The following is a 21013-nucleotide window of genomic DNA, read 5'->3' as shown; positions in this document are numbered from 1 at the left end:
TAGATGAATTATCTTTTAAATATTGTTATATTTTTTCCAGCCTTTGCAGCACTCTTGCTTTATGTGCTAAAGGGTGAAAATAGTCGTATTTTTGCCATTCTTGTTGGCATACTTGAGTTGCTGTTTGTGGCGTTGCTATGGAATGAATTTAATGTTAATTATGGCGGGATTCAGTTATCTACGCATTATGAACTTATCTCTTCTTATAATATCAGCTATTTTGTGGGGATTGATGGTATTTCGCTTTTCTTACTTACGCTTAATGCCTTTATCACGCTCCTTACACTCTATTTTTTCAAATATTTAAGGACACCGCTTATTATCGCCATTTTATTCCTTGAAAGCATTGTAATGGGCGTATTTAGCGCACTTGATGTGATGATGTTTTATATTTTTTGGGAGCTTTCACTTTTGCCTGTGCTGTATATTATCGGTGTATGGGGCGGAGAGAGAAGAATCTATGCTTCAATCAAATATTTTCTCTACACTTTTGGGGCGTCTTTAATTATGCTTGTTGGAATCTTGTATTTTGCTTATCAATATTTTCTTATTATGGGGGCTTGGAGCTTTAATCTTATTGATTGGTATCAAATCTCACTTGATATAGACACGCAAAAATGGCTCTTTGTGGCTTTCTTTATTGGTATGGCAGTTAAGATTCCTATTTTTCCGCTTCACTCTTGGCAACCACACGCCTATACTCAAGCTCCACTTGTTGGCTCGGTTTTACTCTCTGCGGTATTAAGCAAAATGGGGACTTATGGGCTTTTGCGACTTGTATTGCCACTTTTTCCTTTTACGAGTAGTAATATTTCCTTATTTATTGGGCTTGTTTGCGTGTTTATGGTAGTTTATGGTGCGTTTATAGCCCTTGCTCAAACAAATCTTAAAACCTTTCTCGCGTATAGCTCTCTCTCACACATGGGGATTATCGTGCTTGGAATCTTCTCACTTAATACAGAGGGCTTAAGTGGAGCGGTGTTTTTTATGGTGGCTCACGGCGTGGTTGTGGGGGCGTTGTTTATGCTTGTTGGAGTCTTGCAAACACGCACACAAACGCAGGATTTACAAGATGTGCAAGGACTAGCCCATAGTATGCCTAAATATAGTAGCGTATTTGGAATTGTGATGATGTGCTCTCTTGCTTTACCACTCACAATGGGCTTTGTAGGCGAAGTTTTAAGCCTATATGGATTTTTTCAAGTTAATCCAATCATTGCTTTTCTAGCAGGCAGTAGCTTTTTTGTGGGAGCAATCTATATGCTTACAATGTTTAGAAAAGTCTTTTTTGGCTCTGCTCTGCCAAAATACACGACATTAAAAGATTTAAACTTACGAGAAAAAATTGTCTTTATCCCCATTCTTGTGATAATTATATGGCTAGGTGTGTATCCAAAGCCCCTGCTTACGCCTATTAGCACAAGTGCAGAGACACTTAGTCAAGTTATTGCCGCAAAGATTCAGCTCACTAATCCCGCCACAGACAATACAATGGATAATGCCGAAGAAAAGCTAGAATATCCCCTTGGTAACATTCCGCAAGATTTCAATGATGATGGGGTGCTATTTATCCCACGAATAGGAGAATAAAATGCCAGAATCTATGAGTTTTTCACTCACTCAACTCAATATATCACTCCTAATCCCTATGAGTATTTCCCTGCTTGGCGGCATTGTGCTGCTTGGCGTTGGCGTGTTTAATAAAATCAAATCTCGCGATTTATACATTACAATCGCCCTTTTATTTGTCATAGTCAATCTTGGCTTCCTTATCCTTGAGGCAAATCCGCTTTTTGCCCCGGGCTTTTTTGGTATGCTGCTTATAGATGGAATCTCGCTCCTTGCTCAAATTATTATGCTTATCACCACGCTTATACTACTGCTATTTTTTATGCGTCAAAATGCCTTTGATGAGACACAAAATGCGGAGTTTTACGCACTTTTATTATTTGCATTAGTTGGCTTTAGCTTTATGGTGTCAAGTCAGAATCTTATCCTTATCCTGCTTGGCTTAGAAACCGCCTCTTTATCAATCTATGCTTTAATCGCCCTGCATAATAAGCAAGTCGCCTTTGAAGCTTCAATCAAATATTTTGTTATGGGAGCTTTAGCTACGGCATTTTACGCCTTTGGTGCGATGCTTTTATATGCTACAACGGGTAGTGTGAATCTTGTGAGTATCGCAAAGTTTTTGCTCCAACATAATTATGAATCTTCAATCCTTGTTTTTGCAGGATTCACATTTTTAATCGCTACTTTTGGATTCAAAATCTCTATGGTGCCTTTTCATACTTGGGTGCCTGATGTATATGAAGGCTCAAACTCACTTTTAGCCGCATTTATTTCTATTGTGCCAAAGATTGCCGCTTTTAGTGTAATTATAAGCGTATTTAGCATATTCTTAAAATCCCATAGCCCCTTTGTGGAATACACGCTATACACACTAGTGGTGCTAAGTATAACCCTACCAAATCTCATAGCCCTAGCCCAAAAAGATGTCAAAAGAATGCTTGCATATAGCTCAATTTCACACTCTGGCTTTGTTTTAGCTGCTATTCTCATTGGCACGCAGGAAGCCTTTAGCATTGTCTTTTTATACTGGATTTTATTCCTTTTTGCTAACCTTGGAGCGTTTGGAATCTTATGGCTTAGTGCAGATTCTAAATACAATCACTCCTTTAAAAGCTTTAGCGGAATGATAAAGACAAACCCAACCCTAGCCATTTTCTTAAGTCTCTTTATGTTTGCCCTTGCTGGAATCCCGCCATTTTCTGTCTTTTGGGGTAAGATGTATTTGATTTTAGAAGCCTTGAGTGCGGATTATATATTCCTAGCTTTGGTAATGGTGGCAAATAGCACCATAGCGGGCTTTTATTATCTTAAGCTTGTAGTATATGTTTTTGCTAAAGATTCAAATGGCATTGGGGATTATCAGCCACCACTTGAGCTTTCAAGCAAGGTTGCTATCGGCATTTGTGCGATTATGAGTGTGGGCTGTATGTTTATGGTCCAAAATTTGCTTGATATTATCTCATACTATCTTAAAATATATTAGAATCTAGTGGCTTAAAGTTAGCCACCTTAGGAGTGTAAGTGCGGATATTATGGGTGGTGCTATTATGCTGTGTGCCTTTATTTGCTTTAGATGTTACCATAAACTACGGCAAGGAATTAAAAGAGCATTTTTCTGTCCTTAATATTGCCCATAAAGAACCGCTAGAGTGCCAAGAAAATCACGACACACAAGGCGAAGTAACACATATTGTCTGCACTCTTGATAGAATGCCTATTGCGAGTTTTTCCCCGACAGAGACACTTTTTTTCCGCTTTTGGAGTCGTGTGGTAGATGGGAGATTCTATCTCTATGTGGAGCCAAAGCATAAAATCAAGCTCTTTGCTACACCAAGCGATTTAAAAAAACAAACCCCCATTACAAAAGAACAACCAAAGTTAAGCACTTCGTGGCAAGTTATTGGCTACAAAGAAATAATCCCTTTTTTGAATGACTACGCAAATCAGGCAAAGCCAAAAGGGCTAAACTTCCCCATCAAAATCATAAAAAACAAAGAGCTTTTTTTTAAAGATTTAGATATAGATAGGGGTCCTTTGCATTATGATGAGGGTGAGGACTTTGAAGCCTACAATCACATTAAAACACTCATTAACAATCACAACCATATTGAAGCAGTCAAAGCCATAGATGAAACGCTCATTGCCTATCCTCAAACCATTTTTACCAAAGATTTACTGCTATATCGCCTAAGGGCATTAGAGCATTTTGATTCTGTTGAAAACAGCGATATGATTGTGGATATGGGAATAAAATGGATTAAAAAATACCCCACAGATTCTAATGTTCCAGAAGTCTTATATTATCTTGGCAATGCCTATGCGGATATGAAGATTCCAAATGAGGCAAAATACTATTTTGAACGCACCATAAGCGAATATCCAGAATCTCGCTATATGCCACTCTCAAAAATGGCTTTAGCAAAAAATTTCAATACAGGCTCTGATTCTAGTGTTGCCTCAAAGCTCTTTGCCCAAGCTTACCAAGAAGCAAAAGACCTTGATAGTGCGAGTGCCATAGCCATTGAATGGAGTAAATTCCGTCTGCAAAATCACGATAAAGAACAAGCCCAAAAGCTCCTAGAAACTATGCTTAAAGTCAATCCAAGCTATATTACAAAATATCCAATAAAATCCTATGAATTTTTAAAATTCCTAGCTGAAGAGCAGCTTTTTCTCATTGCCGCACAACTTGGGGAATATCTCTATGACAATCTCCCAAATGACGATGTCTCCGCGGAAGATTTACTTAACAATGTTAGTCTTTGGTATCAAGGGGCAAACGCCACGCAGGACGCACACAGGATTAATAAGATGTTTTTGCAAGAATTTGAGCATCGTCCAAAAGCTGAAGAAGTTAAAGATAGGGACGATAAGCTACTTTTTGCTCTAGCCCAAGATGAAAGTGCAGATTCTAAAATCGAAAAATATGACTATATTATTGGGAATTACGCCAATTCACCCGAACAAGAAAAAGCTCTCTCACTCAAAGCCCAAACGCTTTTTGGTGAGGGCAAATACCAAGAAGTGTTGGCATTAAAAGATATGCTTAAAAATGATCCTATCATTGGTGAATCTTATAATGCCTTGTTGCACCAAAGTCTAAAAGACAATGACTGCAAACAGGCTTCAAACTATTATTTACAATATCCAAACGCCTCATTGCAAGAGAGTGAGAAAATGCCACTTTTTGACTGCCTTTACGCCCTAGCACTCAATAAACAAGCCGCACAAATCTCGCAAAATATGGCACAATCAAGCAAAGATGTAGAGCAAAAACTTGCGTGGCTTTACAGAGATACGCTTAATTTTGCCAAACTTGGCGATGAGAAAAGCACAGCTCGTGCTGGACGAGATACACTCACTTTGGCTAAAAGTCTTAAAAAGACACAATATTATGATGTGGGCTTTACACTCTTTAATACCCTTTCAAGCCTTGATGACAAAGAGGGAATGCTCCAAACTTATGCGTTTTTAAAAGAAACTCAAGCTGATAATCCAAAAATGCTTCAAGTCAATCTCGCCCTACTAAAAAACGCAGAATCTCAAAAAGATGAGCTAGGCATTGAAATTTATGCTAAAGATATACTGCGTTTGCAGAATCTCACAAATGACACAGCAGATTCTCCTTATGTGGATTTTGCCCTAGCTCAAAGCTATATCCGCACACAACGATTTGATGAAGCCATCAATGTGCTAGATAAGCTTTTACAAAAAGATATAAATGATGACAATAAGCAAAAGGCTCTCTACCTCAAAGGATCTGTGCTAAAAACAAGTGGGCAGGATTCTCAAGCAGCCTTTGAACAATGCGTGAATATCAACTATGAAGGTGCGTGGAAAAGTCTATGCACACAAGCCCTAAATATTCTTAAAGGCAATTAGTCAATGTATAACTTTAGCCAAGAGCAGTTAAGGCGATATGCTAGGCATTTTAGTCTGCGGGAGTGTGGATTCAAGGGACAGGAAAAGATTTTAGAATCTAAAGTGCTGATAGTGGGGGCTGGGGGGCTAGGCTCCCCTGTGGCATATTATCTAGCCGCAGCAGGGGTTGGGGAAATAGGCATTATTGATGCTGATAATGTAGATTTAAGCAATTTGCAAAGGCAGATATTGCACTCCACTGCAGATCTTGGCACTCCCAAAGTAGAATCCGCTCAAAAAAAGTTGCAAGCTATGAATCCCGATGTAACTATCACGCCATTTTTATCTATGCTAGATTCACATAATGCCCTTGAGATTATCTCTCAATTTGATGTTGTTGTTGATGGGTGCGATAACTTTGCGAGTAAATTTCTCATAAACGATGCGTGTGTGCTACTCAATAAACCCTATTCGCACGGGGGGATTTTGCGATTTAGCGGACAGAGTATGAGCATAAAGCCAAAAGAAAGTGCGTGCTATGCGTGCATTTTTGATAGCCCACCACCGCAAGGCAGTGTGCCAAGCTGTGCGGAAGCTGGGGTATTTGGCTCGGTAGCTGGGATTCTAGGGAGTATTCAAGCCACAGAAGTGCTAAAAATCATCACAGGCATAGGCGAACCACTTTACAATCAGCTTTTAAGCTTTGATTCACTCTCTATGGCTTTTCGCAAAGTTGGGTTAAAAAGAAATCCGCAATGTCGCGTTTGCGGGGAAAATGGTATTACACAGCTCCAAAGCTATGCACAAAAAGAATGTAGTCTCTAAATATTTTTGGCAATTAGAATCTAAAAAATGAAAATTATACTGAAAAACATTTGCAAATAGACTTGCATTATTCGCCTCTTTTAGAAGCTTCATATCTCATCAAAAAGTGTGAGTGCACGAGACACAACCTTATCCATATCATAGTAGCGATATTCCCCAAGTCGCCCTACAAAATATACATTTTTAAGTTTCTCTGCCATTGCCTTATAAGACTGATACAACACTTGAGCTGCTTGATTAGGTATAGGATAATAACGCTCATCTCCTTGAGAATTGGATACTCAAAACTCACAATGCTATGTTTGCTTTTTGTATCTAAAAAATATTTATACTCACCTATGCGTGTATAATCATAGTTATTTGGGTAATTTACCACAGCGTTACTTTGAAAATACTCTTTCTCAAAACGCATAAATTCAAACTCTAGGCTTCTATAAGGTAGCTCCCCAAGCTCATAGTCAAAAAATTCATCAATTGCTCCACAAAAAAACAAACGCTCATATTGTATATCCTCCCTTACTTTTTGCCATTTTGTATTAAGCCTTACACTGATATTTTTATTATCAATCATATTTTCACACATTTTTGTATAGCCCTGCATAGGTATCCCTTGATACTTATCATAAAAATACCTATCGTCCTTACTGATACTGATAGGCACACGCTCAAACACGCTAGAATCTAGCTCATTTGGCTTACACTGCCATTGCTTAAGCGTATAGTGTAAAAAAATCTTTTCATAGATATATTGACTTAAAAAGCTAAGTTCTTGGGTATTTTGAATCTCTAGCATTGAGACTTTACTCCCATAGGTGTAATGTTTTAAAAGTATAGATTCTAGCTCCTGTGCCATAGAGATAGGGAATAGCATATAAAGGGAGTTAAGATTAAAAGGCACGGGCACAAGCTCCCCATCTACAAGAGCTTGTACCTTGTGTATATAAGGATAGAATCTACTAAACTGATTAAGATAATCCCACACTCCCTTATCATTTGTATGAAAGATATGTGTGCCATATTTATGCACCAAAATGCCATTTTCATCATAATCATACACATTTCCGCCTATATGTTCCCTACTATCAATAATCAAGACTTGTTCGCCCTTTATATTTGCCAATCTCTCTGCTAATGTTAGCCCTGCTAACCCTGCCCCTACAATTACATTTTGATACAGCATTTTTTTTCCTTTTTTATCATATTCTTACCCCCTCCTAATCTTTGCGATACACAACAAAACCAAATAATGTAATAAGACTACTTTTAGGGGGGGGGGGGCGCGCGCACGACGAATATGACATAGCAACTTTTTAAAACTTAAGATTCTAGAAGGATTGCATTTTTTGTGAAGCATAAGCGGGATAGATAAAATATAACGCATCTTATTGTAATCTTCTATTTGCAAAAAGTATGTTTCTGGCTTTTTTGCAATCCCTAAGTTTTTTAACTCTTTTTTGAGTGCTTTATACACCTGCAAATGAGCCTTATCGCCCAATGTCTGCAAATGCCACAAACAAAAATTCAAGCTCCAATTCACAAGACTTCTTTCCACCCTTTCAAAAGTGCCATTGTGAATAAGCCTCAAACGCCAAGCATACAAAGCCTCAAAAAATATAAGTGGCACTTTATCTCTGCTATTTTCAATAGAATAAGGATTTTGTGTACGATGACAAAACAGCACCCTATCCACAACACTGATAGAATCTGCCTCTACGAGCGAAGAAAAGACAAAATACAAGTCATTGCTTGATCTAATCTCTTGAAACCTCAATCCACAGCTCATAATAAAATCTCTTTTATAGAGTTTATCCCACGCCCAGCCAACGCAAAACCCAAAAATATGATCCCCCATATCCTTATAATTAAATACAGGCTTTGTAGGCAAAAGATCAAATCGCAACGCCCAATCCATATCCACAAAAGTACTATCCTTTAGCCTATATTCCCTGCTTCTACCAATGACAATTTGTGCGTTTATCTCTTTGGCTCTATCCACAAGACTATATATTGCCTCCTCACTCATATAGTCATCAGAATCAAAAAACAAAACATACTCGCCAGAAGCAGATTCCAAACCCTTGTTTCTAGCTGCACCAGCTCCCATATTCTCCTGCCTGATAAGGCAAACTCTATCGTCTTTTGCAGCATATCTTTGAGCTATCTCTGTGCTCGTATCTTCGCTCCCATCATCAATAAGAATAATCTCAAGCCTCTCATAGCTCTGCCCCAAGATAGAATCTAAACACTCTTCCAAGTAAGCAGCAGCATTGTAAAAAGGAACAATCACAGATACAAGCACCCTATCTTGCATATCTTGCTCCCATAAATGCACCAAGCAATATAAACAGCACAAGAGTTCCATCTCGTATAGGGATACAATCAAACAAATTACTTACAAATAAAGCTACGAGCATAATACTCACGCTCAACATAAATATATCTCTTATATCTCCTTTGCCATATATACTACATCTAATCTTTTCCCTATATCCACTCCAAATAAAATAAGCAAAAAAGAGCATACTCGCACCAAAACCAATCGCTCCAAGCTCAAACCATATAGAAACAATATAATTATGATTGTGTGCGTGGGCTGATATAAGTCTATTATCATCAATCTTTGTGAGTGAAAAGGGATGTTTAGGAGAATCAATGGCAAATATATTTTGGATATTATAAGGAAACTGCTGGAAATGATACCCATTTGGACGCCAAGGATTATCTGCTATGGCAAGAAGTGTGGATTTTAGCATAGAGATTCTAATAAGGCTTGACTCCTCTATCTTAATAGATGAATTTGTATCCATAGAATGCGTAGAACACATAAGCCATTTGTTGCTACAAGCATTGCTAAACTTACCCATCTCAGCAGGATTACTACTCCATACTTGATGAAAATTTTGTGCTATATTATGGAAATTGAATCTTTGATGTCAAGATTGACTAAGCTCATATACACCACATATAGCAACTACACAAAACAAACTCACACCAAATAAAACTCTTGCTTTTTTTCTATATTGACACAGCACAAAAGGAGTAAAACATATAGCCATACACGCCAAAAGAGCAAAGCGTCCGCCATTGCATAAAAAAGCAAAAATACATACTATGCCGAATATAAAAGATGCAATTTTTAACACATCTCTTGATAACAAAAAGATACCAAACACAAAACTAAAACATACAATGAGATAAAATACATACACCGTAGCTGGAGCGTAGTAAGTAGGCAGCATAGCACGATAATAACCAAAACTTCCATTATGAGACAAAAAGTCATAGATGGTTATGATAGGATGATAGCACAACGCCAAAACAACAGCACAAAAGAAATAGACAAGTCCTTTTCTGCCAAGCCCTTTTACCACATAATATGCCAAAAACATAAAAAGCAATGGCTCCAGCAAATACTGCCGTATGGCACGAAAGGTTGAGCTACTATCAGCTGCAAACACGAGTGAAATAAATGCCATACACACTACAACAGCATAGCAAATCAAAGGAAAAGCCATATTTTTTATATCTACAAACTCAAACTGCCTATGGCACAGCACAACAAGCAGTATAAGAGCAGTGTATAAAAGATTAATTGGAATCCTAATAGAAACAACACCATAGCTAAAAGGCAGAAGTGCGATAGCTATAGCTACAAGCATACAGCAGATAAAACTTATAGCCTTTGTGAAAGAATGCGTGTCATACATATATAATTGTCTAAGATTCTCTAATCTTCTACCCACACCAAACCTCTCTTACAATCGCTTTTTCAAAATCCTAATCTTACAAACAAAAAACCGCCTTACATTGCCATCTTGCACCCAGCCTAGCCATTTTTTCTTAGACTTCAATCTAAATAATACCAATGGCAACTCTTTAATAACTAGACTTGATTGTGTTTGCTTCTTATGCTCTATCCATATATTCAAAAGTCGCTCAGACAAAAAGCCGAAAACTCTTGCCTGATAGCTATCATAAGAGTAATAAGGAATCCTATCTTGCACCCCGAATAAAATATCAAAAACCCACTGGCAATACTCAAAATACAATTGCTTCTTCATAATACACATATTTGCAATATGCCAATACAGAGGCTTGTGGTGGATTGTTTGCAGGGCAGTTGCATACATTTGAGGATACTTCAAGGTAATATACTCCAAACAAACATTCAAATCTTGTATATGATGGACAGTATCATATAACTCATACAGCGACAAATCCTCCGCTCTTTTTCTCTGTCCGTGATCAATAACTTTTTTTGGCAGGAGAATATCACAGTCTCTGCAAGCCTCTACAATGTTTTGAGAATCTAGATGATACTTGTCCATAATATTTGTTTTATGATTGATACTCTCTTTTCTTGGCATTTCCAAAGCAAAAGAATCTTTGAAGTCAAAAATCCTCCTATAATGAAACAATCCATAATAATCACAATCTAAATTCTTCCAAGCCCAATACATCGCTGTAAGCTCACAAAAGTGAGGGTTAAGCCAAGAGATATGCTCTCCACTATCATCACGCCATAAACTTACCCCAGCCTGCCTACACAGATTTTCTAGCTCACTCACATTCTCTTCTTTTGCATTTGATGCCCCAACCAAAATAGGCTGCAAACATTCATTGGCAACAATAATGCTTGGCTTGTGGTAACACACAAGTATTTGACACTTCATACACATTCTCCCTTCTACCATTTTTCATATATATATATATATATATGAAAGCCACAACAACCTAAAAAGAAACAAGGGAAGATAAATAGAATGAGAAGACAAAACAAAAGTGAATGTATGTTTTTGTCCATAATTTTTAGAAACTGATGACTTTTTGATAAATGAAAGTTCTTGGCAAGTTCTGGGCTCTAGCAAGTAGAAAAAGAGGGAAAATATTATATTTTTTGAGCCTTGCTTGACGAATTGAGTTTGTATATTTTGAATATAAGTGTGAAAAAGCGAAGTTTGAATGAAGCTACTAGATTCTAAGCTATAAGGTTGCCCCCCCCCCCCCCCCATTTTTTTCAACATATCGTTCTCCTACACTTCAATAGTTGCTTGCAAATGCAAATCAAAACCGCTTAAGGCATTATAGCTTTTATTTGCATAATTGGAGCTTAACAATACAAAATCCTTCACACCAAGTGATTTTAGAATCTGTGCGCCAATTCCAAAGTCTTTAATATCGCCACAATTTTTTGCAATATTTCCACTATTTGCCATATTCTCACTATTAAGGCATACAAGATAACCACCTTGCTGGGATAGCAACTCTATACTTTTTTGCAGGGCTTGCCATTCACTAGAATCTGTCAAAAGAGCAATATCACTACTTGTATTGTGAAATCTAATGAGCGGCATTGTAGCCTGTGGGCTAAAGCTAAAGGCGATATGGCAATTTTGCAAATGATCTAAAAATGTGATTTTCTCACACTCTTGTGCCATAAACACCGCCTTTTCACGCGAAGTTTCACGCACGAGATTCTCAAAATTTAAGCGGTATTGAATGATGTCGCTGACATAGAGAATCTTTAGGTTGTGAATCTTAGCAAAATCAAGCAGGAATTTATCCCCCCGTCCTGCCATCGTGCCATCTTTTTTCATAATCTCACATATTACGCTTATTGGAGCAAGCCCAGCTAGGCGGCAAATATCTACACTCGCCTCTGTATGCCCTGTGCGGATAAGTGTGCCGCCACTCTTAGCAATGAGCGGGAAAATATGCCCCGGACGCACAAAATCGCTTGGCTTTGCGTTACTATCGCACATAAGACGGATTGTTAAATCTCTCTCATACGCAGAAATCCCCGTCTTTGTCTCCTTGGCGTCAATGGATATGGTAAAGGCGGTTTCGTGGTTGCTATCATTTCTTTTTACCATTGGGGGCAGGTCTAGCTTATGGGCTAATTCTTGCGTGATAGATACGCAGATTAGTCCCCTTGCTTCTTGTGCCATAAAATTGATTTTCTCCGGGGTTGAGAAGATTCCAGCCATTACCAAATCACCTTCATTTTCTCTGTCTTCATCGTCCATTATGATAATCATCTCACCTTTTTTAATCGCCTCTATGGCGTCTTTCATACGCATTTGATACATTGGCTATCCTTGGTTTTTGAATCTTAAAATGCTGTGATTGTATAAAAATAAAATAAATTGCCGGATATAATGAAAGCTAGAGTTTGTATTCTTTAAAAGCTAATTTGCCCTAGAACCACAAAGGTAGATTCTAGGGAATTAAAATCTTATGCGAGTTGAGATTTTAGCATCCAAATCGCTTTTTGTAGCTCTCCTACCTTATCATCAGCATACGCCGCACTGACCTTGTCTCCTTGGCTGTCTGCTTGGGCTGAAAGCTCGGTAAAGAGTTTGAGAAAATACTCATAATCAGCTAAAACCGCTTGAGCAATCTCTTTAGAGCAAAAGCTTGTTTTACTCTCTTCTTTAATTTTTGCTGCTTTTAGCATATCTGCAAGCGTTACATAAGGCATTTCGCCAAGCTGCAACACACGCTCTGCCACATCATCAAAAACATCAGCAAACTGCTCATAAATCTCCTGTGTTGCCTTGTGCGTAGGGTGAAAGTCCATACCCTTCACATTCCAGTGAAAATTATGCACCTTGACATAAAACACTGATGCGTCCGCCTGAATCTGTTTTAAAAGTTCTACAACTTTACTCATCTTATTTCCTTTGAAATTGAATTTTCCTTTATTTGATGTAGCTTTATCACACTATACATTACTACATTTTTTAAAGGAATGGTGTCCATTGTAAAATATATGGAGTAACTTATGGTAAATATCAAACTAAGTTTCTATCTTGCCTTGGAGTCTTATAAAATATCTCCACAATTTTGGCTTTGGCGACTTGATTCCCTTGACAAATCGTAGCAAACTCGCTAGAATTGCGTCTCGTTTTTCATTGGGGTATCGCCAAGCGGTAAGGCACCTGGTTTTGGTCCAGGCATTCAGAGGTTCGAATCCTTTTACCCCAGCCACTTCTTTGAACTCACAGGTTTTTTACAATTTTCTAGCACTTTTTGTAAAATGTAGTGTTAGTTTGACGCGGGATAGAGCAGTCCGGTAGCTCGTTGGGCTCATAACCCAAAGGTCGGGGGTTCAAATCCCTCTCCCGCAACCAATTTGTTTTAAGTCTTTAAATTTGTGTTTTACAACATAGAATCTTGATGGCAAATTTAGATATGCGCTCATAGCTCAGCTGGATAGAGCAACGGCCTTCTAAGCCGTAGGTCAGAGGTTCGAATCCTCTTGGGCGTACCATAATCTCAACAAGACAGCTTGTCCTATTTTTTCACAAATTCGAATAGTGAGGATCTATGTATTACTACTGCACTCTGTTTAACAAAAACTATCTTACACGCGGATTAGCAATGATTAAATCACTTTTCAATCACGCACAAGATTTTCATCTCTATATTCTTACATTTGACGAAGAAACGTTCACGAATCTCTCAACACTTCAAAACTATCCAATTACCACCATACGATTAAGTGATTTTGAAGATGAAGAGTTACTTACGGTTAAGTCCGCTCGAACATTAGCTGAGTACTGCTGGACTTGTACTCCTGCAATTATTCAATACTGTATCTCCACCTTTTCACTCCCACATTGCACCTATATTGATGCTGATGTATTTTTTTTCAAAAATCCAAATTTGCTCATTGATGAAATGCAAACAAATTCCATTCTCCTAACCAAGCATAACTATGCTCAACAATATCAATATTTTCAAAATACAAGTGGCACATATTGTGTGCAATTTATGTGTTTTAAAGCAGATAAAAATGGATTAAAGGCTCTAGCTTGGTGGAAACAAAAGTGTTTGGAATGGTGTTTTGCACGCTTTGAGGATGGTAAATTTGGAGATCAAAAATATCTTGATGATTGGACAGAACGTTTTGAAGGCGTATATGTCCCATCTAACACAAAATACGCACTTGCCCCATGGAACATCATAGAACACGCAGAAGCTGAATGTGTATTTTATCATTTTCATAATCTTTATTTTATCGGTGAAAATAAAGTCGATTTAGGAGGATATAAAATCCCAAGAAGCGCAAAAATACAAATATATACGCCATACATCAAAAATCTAATAGAATTGAGAATAAAATTCTTACCGCATAATTACGACCTAAGATCAAAACAAAAACTAACTTTGCTTCATATCCTTCGCACACTCAAACGATATTTCTATGGCACTTACAATGTATTCTATCTAACCGATTTTACACAACAACTTAATGTGTGATCAAATATTTCTCTTTACGATCTCTCAAAGATTCTTGGCTATTAAAATTTGAAGAATATAATCACCCAAAAAACTTAAAGGATAAGTATGTCTCTTTCACTTCTCAACTTTGCCTGTGGCAGTAGAATCCACCCAGATTGGATAAATATTGACTTTAGCCCTATTGATAAAAGAGTAAAAAAAGTAAATCTACTTGGCACACTCCCCTTTACTGATAAAAGCTTTGATGTGGCATATAGTAGCCACTTTTTAGAGCATTTAACTCCACAAAAAGCCTTGCAAATTCTTAAAGAGATAAAAAGAATCTTAAAGCCAAATGGCATCGTGCGAATTGTTGTGCCAGATTTAGAAAACCTAGCCTCTACCTATCTCTCTACACTCTCACGCCTTGTGGATTCTACAAGGCAGAATTTTGACGGGGGGGGGGCAAATAAAACTTTTGGACAAGAATTTACAGGGCTTGAGTTTGAATATGATTGGCTACTTATTGAAATGCTTGATCAAATGGTGCGTATGCAAAGTGGCGGAGAAATGGGGGAATGCTTCCGCAAAATAGCCACAAGCCAAGATATAACAAAAGCAGATTTTATTAAAGAACGCGTTGGAGAGGATTTACTTACTCCACACATTGTAGATTCTAGTGTAGCTACTTTGAAATCCAAAATCACTCTTGACAAAATCGCAAATAAAATCTTAAATCTTTATCTTAGAGTCCTGTATTTTCTAGCCCCGCGTAGCATACGCGATGAAGTCTTTATTCGCACAAGTATTGGAGAGCGACATAAATGGATGTATGATAGATTTTCACTTGATAGATTGCTTAGGCAAGCGGGATTTAGTGACATACAAACAATGCATTATAACCACTCTCAAATCCTAAACTTTAACACCTATTTGCTTGATATAAACGCTGATGGTTCTGTATATAAAGGTATTTCAAGCTTATATATGGAGGCAAGAAACATTTAAAAAGAAGTGGTATAATCCACACAACTTAGCTAACAAGGAATTTCAATGACACTACAGCCTTGCATACTCTGCCATAGTAACGATACGCATATTACACAAAGAGTAAAGAGAGATGACATAATCGCTTTGTATCAAAGGAATCTTAGCGTTGATACACAATCACTCATCACAAGTGATTTACTCTATCATCACTGCAAGGCTTGTGATTTGCGATTTTTCATCTGTGAAGATGGCTCTATCCCCACCGGTGATGATACATTCTACAACACCCTAAATCAGCTTGATTGGTATTATTTTAGTGAAAAGCACGAGTATCACTTTGCTAAAAAATTCATTGCTAAAGATTCTAAAGTCTTGGAAGTAGGCTGTGGCAAAGCAGCCTTTGCCAACTTTCTACCACAAGAGGCAAAGCCCCACTATGTCGGCTTAGAGTTCAGTACGCAAGCAAAGCAAATGGCGGCAAAAAATGGAATTGTAATTGAAAATATATCTGTTGAAGAATACGCAAAATCACACGCACAAGCTTTTGATGTCGCGTGTAGCTTCCAAGTTTTAGAGCATACGAGCAATCCAAACTCTTTCATACAAGCTCAAATTGAATGCTTAAAAAGTGATATTTTACAAAAAAAATCGAGATAAGATTCCATATCTAATCATCGCTGTGCCAAGCGAAGATAGCTTCCTGCAATATTGTGTCAATGGCATTCTTAATATGCCGCCTCATCACATCTCCCGCTTTAGTGATAAAACTCTCCAAGAAATAGCTAGAATCTTCAATCTTACATTGCTAGAAATTTACCACGAGCAAGTCCAGCCCGAGCATATTGACTTCTACAAAGCCACAATGTGGACGAAGCTCTTTTTGCCAACTCCGCTCATAGATAGAGGGTATATAAGAAAATTTATCAACAAAGCAGGATTTATCGGCAGATCTTTTATCAAAATCCCACCCAATGCAAAAGGACACACTGCCATAGCAATATACACGCTTAAATAATGCCCTTTTTTAGCATTGCCAAAAGTCCAAATCGCCCTGTGGAATGATCCCTCCTATACGAGTATAGCCCACCCTCACAGCTTGAGCAAAATGGGCTTATCTCCATCTGACTAGGTTTCAAGCCTAGATTCTCACTTTGCTGCTTAAGACAAGCAATCAAGTCAAGATTCTTCCCCTGAAACACATCACTAAATCCCAGAATCTCCGCTTGTGTGCGTATCTCCTCCCCCACTTCATAACAACACGAACGGATAGAGGCTCCCACATACATCAGGCAATTCTCTACCCTCGTGCCATACACTTCACTCATACGCTTAAAAACAAAGGGCAAAATCCCATCAAACACACCCTTACGCCCAGCGTGTATCACACTCACAACCCCATTTTTCCTATCATAAAGCAAAATAGGGTTGCAATCTGCCACCATAACAAAAACAAGCACATTTGACAAATGCGTAATAATCGCATCTGCCTCCCCAAGACACATACTCCTCCCATCACACCGCCCATATTTTGAAACAAGATTCTCATCTACAACCACACTTTTTGTGCTATGAATCTGCTGACAATAAAACATAGGGACATTTTTAGTAAAATCTCTATCCATTCCATTCTCACCAGCTGCACAAACCCCAAGCCCAACCCTAGAATCTGCCTTGCCAAAAGTTTTTACAAACGCTTCTTTCACACGCCTATGATTTGTATCTACACTTTGCTTACAATCCCCCACGCTATAGCCAAGATTTAGCCCATTAAATACCCCTTCACTCACTCCACCATAGCGATCGCTCAAGGCAAAACATACATTTTCATTCTTAAAAAGTGGAGATTCTAAACTTGTATAAAAAAACATAACATCTATTCCTTGTTTTTGATATAAATCAAATCATTTTCAATATGATAATAATAAAATTCTAACGAGTGTTTTCTTAATTATCACTCGGTAACACAAATAAGGCAACAACTTAAGGAGGGTCTATTGAAACAAAGCCAACAAAAAAAGTCCTTCTCTCTCATCTCAAGCATTTTTGCCATTCTGCTCGTTGTAATACTTATCCTAGCGTGTTACACTTTCTATAATGCAAAGGGAATGTCTTATCTTAGCAACGATTCAGAAGCGTGCAATAACTGCCATATTATGAATGAAGTGTATAGCGACTATCTCAGTGCGCCCCATTCACAAAAGATTGCAGGGCAACCAAGGGCTACTTGTAATGACTGCCACTTGCCACACGGATTTGTTTCTAAATGGATTGCCAAGGCAAAAAGTGGTGTAGGACACGCTTATGCTTTCACTTTTGAACTTGAATCTTTGCCAACCAATCTTAGTGCAAACGAGGCAAGTAAGCAAATGGTGCAAGACAACTGCGTGCGATGTCATATTGAATATGTCCAAAATGCGGTCAATCCCACAACCATACCCGGACACGATAGCAGTGTTTTAAGCTGTGTATCTTGCCACGAAGGCGTGGGGCATAAGCGCGGATTTTAAATAAACTTACTAAAGGAGGAAAAAATGCAGAAAAAGAAAGGAATGCTACCTATACTTGTTGTTGTAGCTGTTGTTGTGATTGTTGGGCTTTTATGGCTCAATCAAGATATTTCATCAAAACAAGCGGGAAATACTGGTGTCATCTCTAAACAGCTTGTGGAGCTTACTGATGAGAATCCAACTTTTGACTTTTGGGGTAAAAACTTCCCAGAATACCTTGATATGTATCTCAAAGTGGAAACAGAAGCACCAAAATATACAAATTTTGGTGGGAATCTTGCCTATTCAAAGCTTATCCGCTACCCACAGCTAACAATTTTGTGGGCTGGGTATCCATTTAGCCTTGATGCTAACGAAGAGAGAGGGCATTTTTGGATTCAAGTGGATCAAATGGATACAGCAAGAAACAATAAAGACTTCCTAAACGCACACGGATTTGCGAAATTTGGCGGACAACCCGCTGCGTGTATGAACTGCCATAGCGGTTGGACACCTTGGCTTATCAATAATGTAGCCAAAGGCGATTTCACCGCATTTAATAGCACAAAATATTGGACAATGATTAAAAATGTCCCTACGCGTAATGGCATAGAAGAGGGTTCTGCTGAGCACGGCGGACCACACGGAGGCAAAAGAATGGGTGTTACTTGTGCAGATTGCCACAATCCTGATGATATGAGCCTAAGAGTGGTGCGTCCAGCCCTTATTAATTCACTTGTGGATAGAGGCTACCAAAAAGACCCGATTCAAGGTATCAAAGCGGACAGAAAAGAGATGAGAACGCTTGTTTGTGCGCAATGCCACGTGGAATACTACTTCAAGCCCACAGGTGAGAAAGTTAAGGTTATGGGAGAGAGTATTGCAAGTGACGAAAGCCAAAAATGGTGGAATGGCACACAAAAAACTTATGATGAGTATGAACATTGGAGAAATGGGAATAAAGCTACTGAAATAGAAGTAGATGGTATTAATCTTACATTCCCATGGAGTGCGTGGAAAAAAGGCGAATCTTTTAGAATTGAAATGTTTGATGCTCACTATGATGCGGTGCGACCAATATTTAAAGAGGATTGGACACATAAAGAAACTAAAGCCTCTATGATTAAGATTCAACACCCTGAGTATGAGATGTTTAGCGGTGGGGTGCACGCAGCTAATGGCGTAAGCTGTGCGGATTGTCATATGCCTTATGTCAAGGGTGCAGGTGGCAAGAAGATCACGCAACACAACATCACTTCACCACTTTTTGATATTAACTCTGCGTGTAAGACTTGCCACACGCAAAGCGAAGAATATCTCAAAAAGCAAATTGCAGATATTCAAAAATCTGTCGCCTTTGATTTGAGAAGTGCGGAGTATGCGACTGTAAGCCTTATTTTTGATATTAAGAAATTGCGTGAAGAGCTAGGCAAACTTCCTGCATATCAAACTGATGGCAAACCAGATGATGCTAAAATCTCAAAAGCCCTAGCCGAGCCACTTGAACTTCATAGAAAAGGGCAAATGCGAGGCGATTTTGTCGGGGCGGAAAACTCCACAGGATTCCATAATCCAAGGGAAGCTAGTCGTATGCTACTTCAAGCGGTAGAAATGGCGCGTATGGGGCAAACAAAGCTTGTTGAAATCGCTAATCAAAATGGCATTAAAAACTTCAGAACTTCAAACCTTGGCTTTGAGGAGATTCAAAAGTTTAATCCGGGTGAGATTGTGTATAAAATTGATCTTAATGGACACACAGCAGGTGAGCGATACTACAAACATCACGAAGTTAATGGCGAAGCTCCAAAAGAACTTTTAGAGCTTGATAAAAATACAAAGCCTTATAATTTCAGTGAAATTGACAAAACTTCTGCAAGTGCCATAAGCACAAAATAATCTTTCTCTCATATTCCTAGCCTAGCCTTGATATAAAAGACAAGGAGGCTTAGGCTAGGAATCCTTTCTCTTTTTATTACGATTATTATGCTATAATCCGCAAATTCCACATATTTCATAGCAAAAGGAAAAAATGATGAACAAAAAGCTTATTACTCTTATTTTGGGGTTAGGTGCATTAATTGCGTTAGGTTTGGGTGTGTTTCTCTCAATCAAAACAAAGGATATCAAGTCGCATTTAGAAAAAACACTCAATGAAAAATTTGAATCTTTTGTCCAAGAGAGTGGCTACATCACAGAATGGGAGCCTTTCTCCTGTAGTGGGCTTGTAAATATAGGCTGTTATAGCCCAAAGATTGTTGCCACAGATGGAGAGGGGATTTTGACACTTAAAAATATGGGATTTGATATTGATTCTATGGATAATGCTTCACTCCAAGCATCACTTAATATCAAAGATATAACGCTTGGGGTTAAAGATATTGATGAAGAATATAAGGATTTGCAAGAGAATCTTACTCTTTTTTCGTCTTTTTTTCCAAACAATGTGAAATGTAATATCTCGCTCAAACAAAATGATGACAAGCTCTCTGAAAACCTGCAATGCACTATTACAGCTAAGAATGCGACCTACCAAATACAAGGTGTTGATACCTACCAGCACGAGGGCTTTAAAACACAAAATATCGCTCAGATTCTGCAAGATTTCTATTTTGATGCATTTGTGAATGAAGAGAGTTCTACGCATTTTGAAGAATACAAATATGCCCTTGATAATGTTATGTTTAAAGTCAAGGACAATGGCTTAAGCAAAGATCTGTATAAATATTATGAACTGCAAAGCAATGCTCAAGGGTTACCTGTCAGCCAAGAGGGATTTGAGCAAAATGCCAAAAATGTAAATATGTTAGCCACAATCGGGCTAAGTTTGATAATGGGTGAGACTTATCATAATGAAATCATAGAGCTTGGCAATGCCCTTGAAAGCTTAGTGCTAGGCAAAAGCAAAGAGTTTGGATTCTCATTTAAACGCAAGACAGATTCACAAGAAGAGTTTGTCTCTCTCAAAGAGTTTTTACTGAATCCTTATGCGTCTTACCTTGCAGATAACTTTACTTTTGAGATTATCTCACAATAAGCGAGAAAGGCAATAGGTG

Annotated in this window: 18 protein-coding genes, 3 tRNA genes and 1 pseudogene; 14 read left to right on the top strand and 8 right to left on the bottom strand. The window is 38.2% G+C overall.

Going from position 1 to position 21013, the window contains the following annotated elements:
• Window positions 1–3 precede the first annotated feature (3 nt).
• Genes HCN_RS03160 through HCN_RS03145 form a run of 4 tightly spaced genes read left to right on the top strand, consistent with a single transcriptional unit; the run spans window position 4 to window position 6258 of the window.
• Window positions 4–1590 carry an NADH-quinone oxidoreductase subunit M gene (locus HCN_RS03160; RefSeq protein WP_014666519.1) on the top strand — a complete coding sequence of 529 codons (1587 nt, stop codon included), beginning with the start codon at window positions 4–6 and terminating at the stop codon, window positions 1588–1590.
• Between the two features lies 1 nt (window position 1591).
• Window positions 1592–3055 (top strand): NADH-quinone oxidoreductase subunit NuoN, encoded by a 1464-nt coding sequence (gene nuoN / locus HCN_RS03155; RefSeq protein ID WP_014666518.1) that lies wholly within the window; start codon window positions 1592–1594, stop codon window positions 3053–3055.
• Between the two features lie 38 nt (window positions 3056–3093).
• A complete protein-coding gene (locus HCN_RS03150) occupies window positions 3094–5454 on the top strand; it encodes a DUF7494 domain-containing protein (RefSeq protein ID WP_014666517.1) in 2361 nt (786 codons plus the stop codon).
• 3 nt (window positions 5455–5457) lie between these two features.
• The gene (locus HCN_RS03145) at window positions 5458–6258 is read left to right on the top strand and encodes a HesA/MoeB/ThiF family protein (RefSeq protein WP_014666516.1); all 801 of its coding nucleotides are present in this window, start codon (window positions 5458–5460) and stop codon (window positions 6256–6258) included.
• Between the two features lie 89 nt (window positions 6259–6347).
• Here HCN_RS03145 and glf read toward each other — a convergent pair.
• The 7 genes and pseudogenes from glf to HCN_RS03110 all read right to left on the bottom strand — a co-directional run bounded on the left by glf (window position 6348) and on the right by HCN_RS03110 (window position 12931).
• A pseudogene (gene glf / locus HCN_RS03140) lies at window positions 6348–7438 on the bottom strand (UDP-galactopyranose mutase).
• 24 nt (window positions 7439–7462) lie between these two features.
• Entirely contained in the window at window positions 7463–8569 is a 1107-nt protein-coding gene (locus HCN_RS03135; protein WP_041309489.1) for a glycosyltransferase family 2 protein, read from the bottom strand.
• Window positions 8559–9122, bottom strand: a complete 564-nt coding sequence (locus HCN_RS11865) for a hypothetical protein (protein WP_014666513.1) — start codon at window positions 9120–9122, stop codon at window positions 8559–8561. The genes HCN_RS03135 and HCN_RS11865 overlap by 11 nt, the downstream gene beginning before the upstream one ends.
• A 69-nt stretch (window positions 9123–9191) precedes the next feature.
• Entirely contained in the window at window positions 9192–10001 is an 810-nt protein-coding gene (locus tag HCN_RS11860) for a hypothetical protein (protein WP_014666512.1), read from the bottom strand.
• A gap of 12 nt (window positions 10002–10013) precedes the next feature.
• The gene (locus HCN_RS03125; protein ID WP_014666511.1) at window positions 10014–10931 is read right to left on the bottom strand and encodes a DUF4422 domain-containing protein; all 918 of its coding nucleotides are present in this window, start codon (window positions 10929–10931) and stop codon (window positions 10014–10016) included.
• A gap of 360 nt (window positions 10932–11291) precedes the next feature.
• Entirely contained in the window at window positions 11292–12347 is a 1056-nt protein-coding gene (locus HCN_RS03115; protein WP_014667535.1) for a bifunctional 3,4-dihydroxy-2-butanone 4-phosphate synthase/GTP cyclohydrolase II, read from the bottom strand.
• A 146-nt stretch (window positions 12348–12493) separates the two neighbouring features.
• Window positions 12494–12931, bottom strand: a complete 438-nt coding sequence (locus HCN_RS03110) for a Dps family protein (protein ID WP_014666509.1) — start codon at window positions 12929–12931, stop codon at window positions 12494–12496.
• A 242-nt stretch (window positions 12932–13173) separates the two neighbouring features.
• Between HCN_RS03110 and HCN_RS03105 the strand changes: the two genes are divergently transcribed.
• The 7 genes from HCN_RS03105 to HCN_RS03070 all read left to right on the top strand — a co-directional run bounded on the left by HCN_RS03105 (window position 13174) and on the right by HCN_RS03070 (window position 16489).
• A tRNA-Gln gene (locus HCN_RS03105) sits at window positions 13174–13248 on the top strand.
• Window positions 13249–13314: 66 nt separating this feature from the next.
• A tRNA-Met gene (locus HCN_RS03100) sits at window positions 13315–13391 on the top strand.
• Window positions 13392–13454: 63 nt separating this feature from the next.
• A tRNA-Arg gene (locus HCN_RS03095) sits at window positions 13455–13531 on the top strand.
• A gap of 110 nt (window positions 13532–13641) precedes the next feature.
• A complete protein-coding gene (locus HCN_RS03090; protein WP_133246273.1) occupies window positions 13642–14523 on the top strand; it encodes a glycosyl transferase in 882 nt (293 codons plus the stop codon).
• Window positions 14524–14610: 87 nt separating this feature from the next.
• Window positions 14611–15492 (top strand): class I SAM-dependent methyltransferase, encoded by an 882-nt coding sequence (locus HCN_RS11855; protein ID WP_014666507.1) that lies wholly within the window; start codon window positions 14611–14613, stop codon window positions 15490–15492.
• Between the two features lie 45 nt (window positions 15493–15537).
• Window positions 15538–16131, top strand: coding sequence for a class I SAM-dependent methyltransferase (locus HCN_RS03075; protein ID WP_014666506.1), 594 nt, complete (start codon window positions 15538–15540; stop codon window positions 16129–16131).
• Complete coding sequence (locus HCN_RS03070; protein WP_041309488.1) at window positions 16103–16489, top strand: hypothetical protein; 387 nt, start codon at window positions 16103–16105, stop codon at window positions 16487–16489. Before HCN_RS03075 ends, HCN_RS03070 begins: the two co-directional genes overlap by 29 nt.
• Here the strand turns inward: HCN_RS03070 and HCN_RS03065 are convergent.
• Window positions 16482–17342: a polyphenol oxidase family protein gene (locus tag HCN_RS03065; RefSeq protein ID WP_014666505.1), complete on the bottom strand. Its 861-nt coding sequence runs from the start codon at window positions 17340–17342 to the stop codon at window positions 16482–16484. The genes HCN_RS03070 and HCN_RS03065 overlap by 8 nt on opposite strands.
• Window positions 17343–17468: 126 nt before the next feature.
• Between HCN_RS03065 and nrfH the strand changes: the two genes are divergently transcribed.
• The 3 genes from nrfH (at window position 17469) to HCN_RS03050 (ending at window position 20994) form a co-directional block, all read left to right on the top strand.
• On the top strand, window positions 17469–17981 hold the full coding sequence (gene nrfH, locus HCN_RS03060) for a cytochrome c nitrite reductase small subunit (RefSeq protein WP_014667534.1): 513 nt from the start codon (window positions 17469–17471) through the stop codon (window positions 17979–17981).
• A gap of 24 nt (window positions 17982–18005) precedes the next feature.
• Window positions 18006–19856, top strand: a complete 1851-nt coding sequence (locus HCN_RS03055) for an ammonia-forming cytochrome c nitrite reductase subunit c552 (RefSeq protein ID WP_014667533.1) — start codon at window positions 18006–18008, stop codon at window positions 19854–19856.
• 133 nt (window positions 19857–19989) lie between these two features.
• Window positions 19990–20994 carry a hypothetical protein gene (locus HCN_RS03050; RefSeq protein WP_231998089.1) on the top strand — a complete coding sequence of 335 codons (1005 nt, stop codon included), beginning with the start codon at window positions 19990–19992 and terminating at the stop codon, window positions 20992–20994.
• The last annotated feature ends 19 nt before the right edge of the window (window positions 20995–21013 follow it).

This window comes from Helicobacter cinaedi PAGU611 (assembly GCF_000284635.1).
Taxonomy (GTDB): domain Bacteria; phylum Campylobacterota; class Campylobacteria; order Campylobacterales; family Helicobacteraceae; genus Helicobacter_C; species Helicobacter_C cinaedi.
This window is presented reverse-complemented; position numbering and strand designations above follow the sequence as displayed.

Excerpts from the sequence above, each read along its gene's own strand:
- HCN_RS03125 (WP_014666511.1), bottom strand. The coding sequence starts at position 10,931 with ATGAAGTGTCAAATACTTGTGTGTTACCACAAGCCAAGCATTATTGTT.
- HCN_RS03090 (WP_133246273.1), top strand. The coding sequence starts at position 13,642 with ATGATTAAATCACTTTTCAATCACGCACAAGATTTTCATCTCTATATT.
- HCN_RS03110 (WP_014666509.1), bottom strand. The coding sequence starts at position 12,931 with ATGAGTAAAGTTGTAGAACTTTTAAAACAGATTCAGGCGGACGCATCA.
- HCN_RS11855 (WP_014666507.1), top strand. The coding sequence starts at position 14,611 with ATGTCTCTTTCACTTCTCAACTTTGCCTGTGGCAGTAGAATCCACCCA.
- HCN_RS03050 (WP_231998089.1), top strand. The coding sequence starts at position 19,990 with ATGATGAACAAAAAGCTTATTACTCTTATTTTGGGGTTAGGTGCATTA.
- HCN_RS03160 (WP_014666519.1), top strand. The coding sequence starts at position 4 with ATGAATTATCTTTTAAATATTGTTATATTTTTTCCAGCCTTTGCAGCA.
- HCN_RS03075 (WP_014666506.1), top strand. The coding sequence starts at position 15,538 with ATGACACTACAGCCTTGCATACTCTGCCATAGTAACGATACGCATATT.
- HCN_RS03135 (WP_041309489.1), bottom strand. The coding sequence starts at position 8,569 with ATGCAAGATAGGGTGCTTGTATCTGTGATTGTTCCTTTTTACAATGCT.
- HCN_RS03055 (WP_014667533.1), top strand. The coding sequence starts at position 18,006 with ATGCAGAAAAAGAAAGGAATGCTACCTATACTTGTTGTTGTAGCTGTT.
- nuoN (WP_014666518.1), top strand. The coding sequence starts at position 1,592 with ATGCCAGAATCTATGAGTTTTTCACTCACTCAACTCAATATATCACTC.
- HCN_RS03145 (WP_014666516.1), top strand. The coding sequence starts at position 5,458 with ATGTATAACTTTAGCCAAGAGCAGTTAAGGCGATATGCTAGGCATTTT.
- HCN_RS03115 (WP_014667535.1), bottom strand. The coding sequence starts at position 12,347 with ATGTATCAAATGCGTATGAAAGACGCCATAGAGGCGATTAAAAAAGGT.
- HCN_RS03065 (WP_014666505.1), bottom strand. The coding sequence starts at position 17,342 with ATGTTTTTTTATACAAGTTTAGAATCTCCACTTTTTAAGAATGAAAAT.
- HCN_RS11865 (WP_014666513.1), bottom strand. The coding sequence starts at position 9,122 with ATGGGTAAGTTTAGCAATGCTTGTAGCAACAAATGGCTTATGTGTTCT.